The organism is Pseudonocardia sp. (genome assembly GCF_050250275.1).
Classification (GTDB): Bacteria; Actinomycetota; Actinomycetes; order Mycobacteriales; family Pseudonocardiaceae; genus Pseudonocardia.
On the sequence record NZ_JBFWOY010000021.1, the window covers coordinates 47,923 to 59,388 of the forward strand.

Below are 11,466 nucleotides of genomic sequence, written 5' to 3' on the forward strand. Positions count from 1 at the left end.
CCTCATACACTCGGGCGACCACTGCGCCGGCGCACCGGGCCGGCCGACCATGGAGGAGCGGACGTGCCCGAGCTGACCAAGGTCCTCGTCGCCAACCGGGGGGAGATCGCGGTCCGCGTGATCCGCGCCGCGAAGGACGCGGGTCTGGCCTCCGTGGCCGTCTACGCCGACCCCGACCGTGACGCCCCTTTCGTGCGACTCGCCGACGAGGCGTTCGCGCTCGGCGGCAGCACCGCGGGTGAGACCTACCTCGACATCGAGAAGGTCATCGGCGCCGCGAAGCAGGCCGGCGCCGACGGCATCCATCCCGGCTACGGCTTCCTCTCGGAGAACGCCGACTTCGCCCAGGCGGTCATCGACGCCGGCATAACCTGGATCGGGCCGTCGCCGCAGTCGATCCGCGACCTCGGCGACAAGGTCACCGCCCGGCACATCGCGATGCGCGCCGGTGCCCCGCTCGTCCCCGGCACCGCCGACCCGGTCTCGGGCGCCGAGGAGGTCCTCGAGTTCGTCAAGGAGCACGGGCTGCCCGTCGCCATCAAGGCGGCGTTCGGCGGCGGCGGGCGCGGCATGAAGGTCGCCCGCGAGGAGAAGGAGATCGCCGAGCTGTACGAGTCGGCGGTCCGGGAGGCGACCGCGGCGTTCGGGCGCGGCGAGTGCTTCGTCGAGCGCTACCTCGACAAGCCGCGCCACGTCGAGACCCAGGTCGTCGCCGACCAGCACGGCAACGTGATCGTCGTCGGCACCCGCGACTGCTCGCTGCAGCGCCGCTTCCAGAAGCTCGTCGAGGAGGCGCCCGCGCCGTTCCTCACCGACGAGCAGCGCACCACCCTCTACGACGCCTCCAAGGCGATCTGCAAGGAGGCCGGCTACTACGGCGCCGGCACCGTCGAGTTCCTCATCGGCCAGGACGGCCTGATCACGTTCCTCGAGGTGAACACCCGGCTGCAGGTCGAGCACCCGGTCTCCGAGGAGACCTCCGGTCTCGACCTCGTCCGCGAGATGTTCCGCATCGCCGAGGGCAAGGCGCTCAACCTCCACGAGGACCCGACACCCCGCGGGCACTCCATCGAGTTCCGCATCAACGGCGAGGACGCCGGCCGCGGCTTCCTCCCCGCGCCCGGCACCGTGTCGTCGATCAGCTACCCGGCCGGGCCCGGCGTGCGTGTGGACGCGGGTGTCGAGGCCGGGTCGGTCGTCGGCGGGAACTTCGACTCGCTGCTGGCCAAGCTGATCGTCACCGGGTCCGACCGGGCGCAGGCCCTGGAGCGGTCGCGGCGGGCCCTGGCCGAGTTCCAGGTCGACGGGATGGCGACGGTGCTGCCGTTCCACCGGCTCGTCGTCTCCGACCCGGCGTTCACCGCCGACACCGAGGACGGGTTCACCGTGCACACCCGGTGGATCGAGACCGAGTGGGACAACACCGTCGAGCCCTTCACCGGCACCGGTGACGAGGAGGCCGACGAGGCGCCCCGGCAGTCGGTCGTCGTCGAGGTCGGCGGGCGACGCCTCGAGGTGTCGCTGCCCGGCGACCTCGCCATCGGCACCGGCGGCGGGGGCGGCGCGAAGGCAGCGCCCCGCAAGCGCGGCAGGTCCGGTGGCGGCGGCACCAAGGCATCCGGCGACTCCGTCACCGCGCCCATGCAGGGCACCATCATCAAGGTCGCGGTGTCCGACGGCGACACCGTGTCGGCGGGCGACCTCGTCGTCGTCCTCGAAGCGATGAAGATGGAGAACCCGGTCACCGCGCACAAGGACGGCACCGTGACCGGCCTGTCCGCCGAGCCCGGCGCGTCGATCACGCAGGGCTCGGTCATCTGCGAGATCAAGGACTGACGCTGGAGCCCGTCGAGATCAACGCCGGCGCCTGGTACCTGCGGGCGCCGCGTTCGGACGACCGGGTCGACGACCGGCCCGCCTACGCCGACCTCGGCGTCTCCGCGGGGGTCGACGACGCGGTCGCGGGCTGGGCCGGCGACGCGACCTGCACGTGGGCCGTCTGCGAGCCGACGACCGGTGAGATGGTCGGCGAGATCGCGCTCGTCGGGGCGCTCGCCGGACCGTCCGCCGCGCTGCGCGTCCGCGCCCGGCCCGCGTGGCCGGGTGCCGTCGCCGACTCGCTGCCCCCGGTGCTGCGCTTCGCCGCCGGTGCCCTCGGCGTCACCGAGGTCCGCTGGTCGGCCGACAACACCGCGCCCGCCACCGACTTCGGCCTGGTCACGACACCGGAGTCACTCGTCGTCACCGCTTGACCACAAGATCGACAGGCCGCTACCGTGACCCGCAGGTCGACCCCCGTCGCAGGTGGGGGCGGCCGGGCGTCCCGCCGGACGGCAGCGCGCCTGACAACTCCACACCCGTGTGACCATCCACGGGGCCGGTAACCCGCCACGCGGAGTGACCGCGCCGCGGATCCCGTTCACCGCGTCGGCCCAGCCACGCCACGAACGCGTCCATCACCACTCCGGACTTCCAGGATCCGTCATGCCCCACGAGAACGTGTTCGTCAGCAACCACATCCACGTCGAAGGTCCGATCCCGGGCCCGTACTCGCTGCTCACCGTGGCGTCGGCCGCGCACCGCGCGGACGGCACCCTGGTCTCGACGTTCACCGTCAACATGCGAGAACTGCCCGGGGCCACGATCCACCCGATCGCGCTGAGCTCCTGGCGCAGCCGGGCCGACGACTGGCTCACCACCCGGCGGGCACCCCGCCCACCGGCCGCGGCGACCAGCGCCTACGTCCGCTGGGTCGACGCGCTCCCGGCGCCGGCGGTCTTCGTCGCCGGCCCGGAGGCGCAGGACCACGTGTTCCTGTACTGGTACGTGCAGCGCTTCGCCGGCCACTGGCCGTTCGTCGCCACCAGCACCGACCCGCAGATCAGGGCCACGCTGCCCGACGTCGTCGTCTGCCCGTTGCCGGGCTGCCGCGACGGCGTCGCCCGCACCGCCTGACCGACCAGACCCCCGCCCGGTTCGCCGGTGCGGGGGTCTCGTCGTTCCCGGCTCAGTCGGTGACGGTCTCGTTCCTGCGGCCGACGACCGCGCCCGCCACGCCGGCGACCAGCGTCAACGTCGCGAGGATCATGCCCAGCCAGCCGAACCCGCCGACCAGCAGCCCGATGCCGGCGGACACCGCACCGACCGCCAGCCCGGTGCGCGCCACCGACGGCCCGGACAGTTTCCGGGTGGCCAGCCGCGCGCCGACCGCGGTCAGCAGTACGGCGAGGAACGCCGACACCGGCGCGATGATCGCGACGGGCGGCAGGACGACGTAGGCGAGGTCGTCGACGAACTGCGCCGCGACGGCCGCTGCCACGACGGGGACGACCGGCACCCGGGTCGTGGCGTTCTGCAGTGTGGTCATGACGTCGAGCATCGCCGTGCACGCGCCGCCGGGAATCGGGGTTCCCCCGGACCCGGCCCCCGGGATCCGTGGGGCCCGCCGCCGGATACCGCGCGCAACCTGAGCGTCGTCGACGGGCCGGTCCGCAGCAGTGGGGTTGCGGCCGGATTCCGCGGCTCGGCTCAGTCCAGGTCGTCGTGCTGCATGAGCTGGCGGCCCGCCTCGGTGATCGACCCCGAGAGCGAGGGGTACACGGAGAAGGTGTGGGCGAGGTCGTCGACGGTGAGGCCGTTCTGCACCGCGAGCGCGATGGGCAGGATCAGCTCGCTCGCCACCGGGGCCACCACGACCCCGCCGATGACCGCACCCGTCGCGGGCCGGCAGAACAGCTTCACGAAACCGCGGCGCAGGCCCCGCATCTTGGCGCGCGGATTGGTGGCCAGCGGCAGCATGACGGTGCGGGCGGGGACCTCGCCGGCGTCGATGACGCGCTGGCTGATGCCGACCGTCGCGATCTCCGGGCGGGTGAACACGTTGGCGGCCACGGTACGCAGCTTGATCGGGGCGACCCCCTCGCCGAGCGCGTGCCACATCGCGATGCGGCCCTGCATGGCCGCGACCGAGGCGAGCATGAGGACGCCGGTGCAGTCCCCCGCGGCGTAGACGCCGGGGACGGAGGTGCGCGAGACACGGTCGACGGTGACGAACCCGCCGCCGTCGGTGTGGACGCCGATCTTCTCCAGCCCGATGCCCGCGGTGTTGGGGACGGAGCCGACGGTCATCAGGGCGTGCGAGCCGCGGACCAGGGTGCCGTCGGTCAGTGTCACGACCACGCCGTCGCCCTCCCGGGTGACCGACTCGGCGCGGGCGTTGGCGAGGATCTCGACGCCACGCTCGGCGAAGACCTCCTGCAGCACGGCGGCGGCGTCGGCGTCCTCGCCGGGCAGCACGCGGTCGCGGCTGGAGACGAGGGTGACACGGCAGCCGAGCTCGACGTAGGCGGACACGAACTCCGCGCCCGTCACCCCGGAACCGACGACGACGAGGTGCTCGGGCAGGGCGGGCAGGTCGTAGAGCTGGCGCCAGGTGAGGATGCGTTCGCCGTCGGGGCGGGCCGAGTCGAGGATGCGCGGGGTGGCGCCGGTGGCGACGAGCACGATGTCGGCGGGCAGCTCCTGCTCCGCCCCGTCGGTGGTGGTGACGTCGACGACCTGCGGGGCCCGGCCGGGCGCGGGCTCGCCGAAGCAGGCGGTCCCGTCGACGATCCGCACGCCCTCCCCGGCGACGCGGTCACGGATGTCGGCGGACTGCGCGCGGGCCAGGCTGAGCACGCGGCCGTGCACCTTGGGCAGGTCGATACCGGCGGTGTTGCGGTCGAGCAGCACGCCGAGGTCCTCGGCGCGGTGCAGGTCGACGCGGACGGCAGCGCTGGAGATGAACGTCTTGGAGGGGACGCAGTCGTCGAGGACGCAGGCGCCGCCCATACCGTCGCGCTCGACGACGGTGACCTCGCTCCCGTGCTGTGCGGCGACGAGCGCCGCCTCGTAGCCGGCAGGTCCGCCGCCCATGATCACGATCCGGGTCACGCCGGTTCGCCCTCCTCCGCGTCGATCGGGACGACGCAGACAGTACGCCCGTCCTGTGAACGGGGCGCGACCCGCGGGTGAGGTCTCCGCTCGGCCTCGCGCGGCACATGACTAGTCTGTCGGGGTGCCGCTCTACGCCGCGTACGGGTCGAACATGGACCCCGCCCAGATGAAGGAGCGCGCCCCGTACTCCCCCATGGCGGGCACGGGGTGGTTGCAGGGCTGGCGCCTCACCTTCGGCGGCGAGGACTTCGCCTGGGAGGGTGCGCTCGCGACGGTCGTCGAGGATCCGATGTCGCAGGTGTTCGTCGTGCTCTACGACGTGCCCGACCAGGACGCCGCCACGCTCGACCGGTGGGAGGGTGGCGAGCTCGGCCTGCACAAGAAGCTGCGGCTGCGAGTGCACACCCTCGAGGGTGATGTCCTGGCGTGGATCTACGTGCTCGACGCCTACGAGGGCGGCATGCCGTCCGCGCGCTACCTCGGCGTGATCACCGATGCGGCGGAGCTGGCCGGCGCCCCGGACGACTACGTCGCCGCGCTGCGCAGCCGGCCGTCCCGCAAGTCGCTCTGACGGCTCGCCCTCACGTAGCGTCACTTCGGACACACTCAGTTGTCAGACATCTGACTACTCTCTAGGCTGGGCGCGAAATGCGGCCGGCGCGGCCGCAGTACGAGCACGGAGGTGCGGGGGATGGTCCGTCCCGGCGACCGCCCGCTGCTGCAGTCCCTCGCCCGCTCCCTGTTTCCCCCGGGCAGCTTCCCCGAGGACGTCTACGCCCGCGCGGCCGACGAGGTACTGCACCACGGATGGGTCCGTCAGCTCCTGCGCCGTGACGCCTCGCGCTACGGTGGGCCCGAGGCACCGCACCCGGTGGGATGGGCCCCCGATCTCGATCCCGTCGAGGAGGTCGTCGCGCAGTTCGCGGAGTCGGCGCACGGCACCCCGCTGCTCGAGGTCATCTCCGACGCCGCGGTACGCGCCGCGCTCGACGCGGCTCGCACCGAACGCGTCGCCGCCGGCCGTCTCGCCCGGCCGGCCTGACCCACCCTGCCCCGGGGCGGTCAGGTCGTCCGGAACATCTCGAAGATCACGCCGAAGTTGGCGACGGTCGCGGCGATCGCCGCCGCCGGGTCCCCCGCCCGGATCGCGTCGAGCAGCGCCGCGTGCTCGTCGGCGGTGTCGGGCAACGGCTCCTGGTCGACGAGTGCCGCCAGCGCGTGCGTGAGCGACTCCCGGAACCGGTCGAACAGGTCGAGCAGCAGCCCGTTGCCCGACATCGCCACCACCCCGCGGTGGAAGGCGGTGTCGGCCTCCACGAACGCGGTGGTGTCGCCCCCCACCAGCGACTGGCGGCGGGCCAGGACCTGCTCGAGAGCGTCGATGTCGTCGGGCGAGGCCACCTCCGCCGCGATCCGCGCCGCCTCGACCTCCAGGGCGCGGCGCACCTGGTAGACCTCGAGGATCCGCGCCCGGCGCAGCAGCTGCGACGTGCCGGCACCGGAGTCGGCGGTCAGGCCCGCGGTGGCCCGGACCGGGAGCCGGTCCGCGACGAACGTGCCGTTGCCGTGCTGCACGACGAGCAGGCCCTCGCGGGTGAGCAGCTTGATCGCCTCGCGCAGCGAGGACCGCCCGACGCCCAGCTCACGGGCCAGGGCCGGCTCCGCCGGCAGCCTGTCCCCCGGCGCCCACCGGCCGTAGGCGAGGTCGTCGCGCAACGCGTTCTCGACCCGCGCGACGACGCTCGAACTCCCGAGGTGCCGCTGCGGCGGATCACCCGTCTGCATAGGACTCCTCGCATCGGCGGAGCCGAAAGTCTACGGCCGGTGGTCTGCGCGCACCCCCCGGACAGCTCCGACGGTGCCGCGGGCGACCGGCCGCACGCCCGCCGCTGCCGGCGCACCCGCCCGGCGACCCACAGGTGCGGTCGGCCGCCGCGCGCAACCGCACCCGCTGGCGGCGGACCGATCCACAGCACCGAGGTTGCGCACGCCGGTCAGGCCGGGGCGTCCGTCAGCTCCAGGCGACACAGCAGGGCGTCCTGGGCCACGCTGTCACCGACCATGACCGGCAGCTCGACGACGGTTCCGGACACGGTGGCGCGCACCGCGTTCTCCATCTTCATGGCCTCGACGACGGCCACCACGTCGCCCGCCGCGACCTGCGCCCCCTTCTCCACCGCGAGCTGGACGACCGTGCCCTGCATCGGTGAGACGAGCGTGTCGGGTGCGGCCGCCGCGCCGGCACCACGACCGGCGCCCGCGAGCAGCCCGGCCCGCACCGCCTCGGCGGCGGCACCGGTCAGCTCGGCCATCCCCGGCAACGACACCCGCAGGGTACGACGGCCCAGCCGCAGCAGGCCGACGGTCGGGTCGGTCTCCGCGGGCCCGCGCCGCGGCAGGTACTCCTCCTCGATCCAGCGGGTGTGGACGGAGAAACCCTCCGGTGAGGTGAAGGCGGGCTCGGCGAGGAGGTCACGGTGGACGTCGAGGACCGTCGGGACGCCGTCGACACGGGTCTCGGCGAGCACCCGCCGGGCGCGGGCGAGGGCCTCGGAGCGATCCGCGCCGGTGACGATCACCTTGGCCAGCAGCGAGTCGTACTCGGCGCCGACCCGTCCACCTGCGGCGATGCCGGCGTCCACGCGCACCCCCGGCCCGGAGGGCACGTCGAACCGGGTGACGGTGCCCGGAGCGGGGGCGAACCCGCGGGAGGCGTCCTCGGCGTTGATCCGGAACTCGACGGCGTGCCCGGAGACGGGGACGTCGGCGGGCAGGTCGAGGCGTCCCCCGGCGGCGATGCGGAGCTGGGCGCCGACGATGTCGACCCCGGTGACCGCCTCCGTGACCGGGTGCTCGACCTGCAGCCGCGTGTTGACCTCCAGGAACGTCGTGGTGCCGTCGGCGCCGACGAGGAACTCGACGGTCCCGGCGCTCGTGTAGCCGGCCTCGCGGCAGATGGCCGTCGCCGACTCGTGGAGGGTGGCGCGCAGCGCGTCGGGCAGGAACGGCGCGGGCGCCTCCTCGACGAGCTTCTGGTTGCGCCGTTGCACGGTGCAGTCGCGGGTGCCGAGCACCGAGACCGCACCGTGGGTGTCGGCGAGGACCTGCACCTCGACGTGGCGGGCCTGCGGCAGGAACCGCTCGACGAAGCACTCGCCGCGCCCGAACGCGGCCGTGGCCTCGCGGACGGCGGACTCGAAGGCGCCCGCGACCTCGCCTTCGGTGTGCACCACCTTCAGGCCCCGGCCCCCGCCCCCGAACGCCGCCTTGATCGCGACGGGGAAGCCGTGCTGGGCGGCGAAGGCCTCGACCTCGGTCGCCCCCGACACCGGCGACGTCGTCCCCGGGGCCATCGGGGCGCCGGCGCGGCGGGCGATCGCGCGGGCGGACACCTTGTCCCCCAATGCCCGCATCGCCGCGGGCGTGGGCCCGACCCAGGTCAGCCCGGCGTCGACCACCGCCTGCGCGAAGTCCGCGTCCTCGGACAGGAAGCCGTAGCCGGGGTGCACCGCGTCGGCGCCGGACACCGCCGCAGCCTCCAGGATCGAGGACGCGGACAGGTAGCCGCCGTCCGCCAGCGCGACGGCCTCGTCGGCCAGCAGTGTGTGCGGCGCGCCGGCGTCGTGCTCCGAGTACACGGCGACGGCGCGCAGACCGGCGTCGTGACACCCCCGCACGATGCGGACGGCGATCTCCCCGCGGTTGGCGACGAGCACGGTCCTCATGCGTTCTCCCCCGCTCGCGCCAGCACCTGGCGCGCCAGTTTCAGGTGCACGGCGTCGACCATCTCCCCGTCGACGACCGCGACCCCGGCCGACTCGGCCGCCAGCACCCGCCGCGCGCGTTCGATCTCCGGGACCGACGGCGTGAACACCTCGTGCGCCAACGCCACCTGCGACGGGTGGATGCAGATCTTCCCGGCGTAGCCGAGGTCGCGGCCGTCGGCGGCGTCGGCGCGGAACGCCTCGGCGTCGCCGATCGCGGTGACCACCTGGTCGAGCAGCGGGATCCCGGCCAGCCGCCCCGCGAGCACGGTCCGGCTGCGCGCGTAGAGGACCTCCAGGCTGCCCGGGCTGCGACGGCCGCCGAGATCGGCGATGTAGTCCTCGGCACCGAAGAACCCGGTGTCGGCGTGGGCGAACAGCTCACGGGCGTTCACGACGCCGAGCGCGGACTCGATGCCCGCCATCAGGATCCGGCCCCGCGTCCGTTCCCGGACCTGCGCGAGGACGGCCGGATCCTCGGCCTTGGGGACGATCACCCCGGCGGCGCCGCTGCTCAGGGCGGCGTCGAGGTCGTCGTCGAACCAGGGGGTTCCGGGGGCGTTGACCCGCACGAGGACGGTGGCGCCGCCCGCGTCGAGCGGCTGGTTCGCCAGGCCGGCGCGGGCGGCGTCCTTGCCGGGCACGGCGACGGCGTCCTCCAGGTCGACCGCCACGGCGTCGGGCGCCCAGCGCGGGACCTTGGCGAGCAGGTCGAGCTTGTCGGCCGGGACGAACAGCAGGCTCCTCATACCGGGCTCACCACATGGTGGCGCGTCCCCGACGACCGCTGCCAGCCCTCGGCCGCCGCGACCCGCGCGATCAGCTCGGCCCGCAGGTCACCGGGGTCCACGACCGCGTCGACGACGAGGTCGCTGCCCATCCGCAGCAGGTTCACCTCGGCCTCCTGCTCCGCGACCCGGCGCGCCACGAACGCGGCCCGCTCCCCCTCGTCCTCGATCTGGGCGATCCTGTTGGCGTACATCGCGTTCGCCGACGCCTCCGGGGCCATCGTGCCGATCGTGGCCGTCGGCAGGGCGAGCGTCGCGCGCGGTTCGAAGCCGGGCGCGCACATCGCGTAGTAGCCCGCCGCGTACGCCTTGCGCAGCACCACGGTGAACCGCGGCACCTCCGCCGACGCCATCGCCACCAGCATCTTCGCGCCGTGGCGGATGATCCCCTGCCGCTCGACGGCCACCCCGACCATGAACCCCGGGACGTCCTGCAGGAACAGGATCGGCACGTTGAAGGCGTCGCACAGCGTGATGAAGCGGGCGGCCTTGTCGGCGGAGTCGACGAAGATCGCGCCGCTGCGCACCGACGGCTGGTTGGCGACGATCCCGACGACCTTGCCGTCGAGGCGCCCCAGCCCGCACACCAGCTCCGTCGCCCAGCCCGACTTGATCTCGAAGAACGAGTCCGCGTCGACGATGCGGTCGATGACGTCGTTGACGTCGTAGGGCTGGTTGGGGTCGGTGGGGACGAGGTCGTCGGGCCAGTGGCCGGTCCCCGGGGGCCGCGCCTGCGTGACCGGCGGGCGCTGTTCGAACGACGACGGCAGGTACGTCATCAGCAGCCGGGCCGCGGCGATCGCCTCGCCGTCGCTGCCGAAGACCTCGTCGCCGCAGCCGGAGACGGTGGCGTGCATGCGCGCGCCGCCCATCTCGTCGAGCGTCGTGATCTCGCCGGTGACCTTCTCCGCCACGCGCGGCGACGCCAGGTACATCGACGCGTTGCCCTCGACCATCCCGACCCAGTCGGTGAACGCCGGCATGTACGCCCCGCCCGCGGCCGACGGCCCGAGCAGGCAGCAGATCTGCGGCACCCGGCCCGAGAGCCGGACCTGCAGGTGGAAGATCCGCGACGCGCCGCGGCGGTTGGGGAAGAAGCCCATCTGGTCGTTGAGCCGTCCGCCCGCGGAGTCGACGAGGTAGACCACGGGCAGCAGGTCGCGGTCGGCGCGTTCGAGGATGCGGATCTGCTTCTCGCAGCCCAGCTCGCCCCACGAGCCGGCCTTGACGGTGAAGTCGTGCGCGATGACGGCGACGAGCCGCCCCTCGATCCGGCCCACCCCGGTGATCACACCGTCGGCGGGCAGGCCGTCGCTGCGCGCGTTGGCGAGCAGCCCGTCCTCGACGAACGAGTCCGGGTCGAACAGCAGCGTCAGCCGGTCGCGGACGGGGAGCTTCGCCGGCCAGCGGGAACTGTCGAGCCCGGCGAGCGCGGTCTCGCGGGCGGCGGCGACGTCGTCCTTGTGGGCCTCGACCGCGGTCACGACGCGTCCGGGGAACGACGGACGAGCCCGGTGCGCCGGGCCTTGCACACCAGCTCGTCGCGCTGGTTGTGGGCGCGGTGCTCGAACACGACGATGCCCTGTGTCGGCCGGGACTTCGACGCCCGCGCGCTGACCACCTCGGACTCGACGCGGATGGTGTCGCCGACGAACACCGGCTTCGGGAACGTGACGTCGTCCATGCCGAGCTGGGCGAGGATCGTGCCGTGGGTCAGCTCCGGCACCGACAGCCCGACGACGAGCGCCACGGTGAACATGCTGTTGACCAGCACCTGCCCGAACTCGGTGCCCGCGGAGTAGTCGGCGTCGAGGTGGGCGGCGGCCGGGTTCATCGTCATCGTCGTGAACAGGACGTTGTCGGTCTCGGTGACGGTGCGCCGGATCGCGTGCTCGACGACGAGCCCCTCGGTGAGCTCCTCGAACCAGAGCCCCGAGACGACGCGGCCCTCGGCGTCGCGCTTCTGCTGGAATGCCACG

12 protein-coding genes are annotated in these 11,466 nt (G+C 73.6%); 5 read left to right on the forward strand and 7 right to left on the reverse strand.

The window, feature by feature from the left end:
- The first annotated feature begins 63 nt into the window (after positions 1–63).
- From AB7F12_RS19385 to AB7F12_RS19395, 3 genes are all read left to right on the forward strand, one after another.
- Entirely contained in the window at positions 64–1,836 is a 1,773-nt protein-coding gene (locus AB7F12_RS19385) for an acetyl/propionyl/methylcrotonyl-CoA carboxylase subunit alpha (RefSeq protein ID WP_428498371.1), read from the forward strand.
- 185 nt (positions 1,837–2,021) lie between these two features.
- Positions 2,022–2,252, forward strand: coding sequence for a hypothetical protein (locus AB7F12_RS19390; protein WP_428498370.1), 231 nt, complete (start codon positions 2,022–2,024; stop codon positions 2,250–2,252).
- Positions 2,253–2,484: 232 nt separating this feature from the next.
- The gene (locus AB7F12_RS19395; protein WP_428498369.1) at positions 2,485–2,955 is read left to right on the forward strand and encodes a hypothetical protein; all 471 of its coding nucleotides are present in this window, start codon (positions 2,485–2,487) and stop codon (positions 2,953–2,955) included.
- 52 nt (positions 2,956–3,007) lie between these two features.
- Here the strand turns inward: AB7F12_RS19395 and AB7F12_RS19400 are convergent, their stop codons facing one another.
- Both AB7F12_RS19400 and AB7F12_RS19405 read right to left on the reverse strand, forming a co-directional pair.
- Complete coding sequence (locus AB7F12_RS19400) at positions 3,008–3,367, reverse strand: hypothetical protein (protein WP_428498368.1); 360 nt, start codon at positions 3,365–3,367, stop codon at positions 3,008–3,010.
- Positions 3,368–3,528: 161 nt separating this feature from the next.
- Positions 3,529–4,932 (reverse strand): NAD(P)H-quinone dehydrogenase, encoded by a 1,404-nt coding sequence (locus AB7F12_RS19405; RefSeq protein WP_428498367.1) that lies wholly within the window; start codon positions 4,930–4,932, stop codon positions 3,529–3,531.
- Between the two features lie 124 nt (positions 4,933–5,056).
- Here AB7F12_RS19405 and AB7F12_RS19410 point away from each other — a divergent pair, with 124 nt between their 5' ends.
- Together AB7F12_RS19410 and AB7F12_RS19415 are read left to right on the forward strand one after the other, a co-directional pair.
- A complete protein-coding gene (locus AB7F12_RS19410) occupies positions 5,057–5,506 on the forward strand; it encodes a gamma-glutamylcyclotransferase (RefSeq protein ID WP_428498366.1) in 450 nt (149 codons plus the stop codon).
- Positions 5,507–5,626: 120 nt separating this feature from the next.
- Positions 5,627–5,977, forward strand: coding sequence for a hypothetical protein (locus tag AB7F12_RS19415; protein ID WP_428498365.1), 351 nt, complete (start codon positions 5,627–5,629; stop codon positions 5,975–5,977).
- 20 nt (positions 5,978–5,997) lie between these two features.
- Here AB7F12_RS19415 and AB7F12_RS19420 read toward each other — a convergent pair whose 3' ends face one another.
- The 5 genes from AB7F12_RS19420 to AB7F12_RS19440 form a co-directional block, all read right to left on the reverse strand.
- Complete coding sequence (locus AB7F12_RS19420) at positions 5,998–6,720, reverse strand: FadR/GntR family transcriptional regulator (protein ID WP_428498364.1); 723 nt, start codon at positions 6,718–6,720, stop codon at positions 5,998–6,000.
- A gap of 209 nt (positions 6,721–6,929) precedes the next feature.
- The gene (locus AB7F12_RS19425) at positions 6,930–8,660 is read right to left on the reverse strand and encodes an acetyl/propionyl/methylcrotonyl-CoA carboxylase subunit alpha (RefSeq protein ID WP_428498363.1); all 1,731 of its coding nucleotides are present in this window, start codon (positions 8,658–8,660) and stop codon (positions 6,930–6,932) included.
- Entirely contained in the window at positions 8,657–9,448 is a 792-nt protein-coding gene (locus tag AB7F12_RS19430; RefSeq protein WP_428498362.1) for an HpcH/HpaI aldolase/citrate lyase family protein, read from the reverse strand. Before AB7F12_RS19430 ends, AB7F12_RS19425 begins: the two co-directional genes overlap by 4 nt.
- On the reverse strand, positions 9,445–10,971 hold the full coding sequence (locus tag AB7F12_RS19435) for an acyl-CoA carboxylase subunit beta (RefSeq protein ID WP_428498361.1): 1,527 nt from the start codon (positions 10,969–10,971) through the stop codon (positions 9,445–9,447). Before AB7F12_RS19435 ends, AB7F12_RS19430 begins: the two co-directional genes overlap by 4 nt.
- On the reverse strand, positions 10,968–11,465 hold the full coding sequence (locus AB7F12_RS19440) for a MaoC family dehydratase (protein ID WP_428498360.1): 498 nt from the start codon (positions 11,463–11,465) through the stop codon (positions 10,968–10,970). Before AB7F12_RS19440 ends, AB7F12_RS19435 begins: the two co-directional genes overlap by 4 nt.
- Between the last annotated feature and the right edge of the window lies 1 nt (position 11,466).

Excerpts from the sequence above, each read along its gene's own strand:
- AB7F12_RS19420 (WP_428498364.1), bottom strand. The coding sequence starts at position 6,720 with ATGCAGACGGGTGATCCGCCGCAGCGGCACCTCGGGAGTTCGAGCGTC.
- AB7F12_RS19430 (WP_428498362.1), bottom strand. The coding sequence starts at position 9,448 with ATGAGGAGCCTGCTGTTCGTCCCGGCCGACAAGCTCGACCTGCTCGCC.
- AB7F12_RS19395 (WP_428498369.1), top strand. The coding sequence starts at position 2,485 with ATGCCCCACGAGAACGTGTTCGTCAGCAACCACATCCACGTCGAAGGT.
- AB7F12_RS19425 (WP_428498363.1), bottom strand. The coding sequence starts at position 8,660 with ATGAGGACCGTGCTCGTCGCCAACCGCGGGGAGATCGCCGTCCGCATC.
- AB7F12_RS19390 (WP_428498370.1), top strand. The coding sequence starts at position 2,022 with ATGGTCGGCGAGATCGCGCTCGTCGGGGCGCTCGCCGGACCGTCCGCC.
- AB7F12_RS19400 (WP_428498368.1), bottom strand. The coding sequence starts at position 3,367 with ATGACCACACTGCAGAACGCCACGACCCGGGTGCCGGTCGTCCCCGTC.
- AB7F12_RS19415 (WP_428498365.1), top strand. The coding sequence starts at position 5,627 with ATGGTCCGTCCCGGCGACCGCCCGCTGCTGCAGTCCCTCGCCCGCTCC.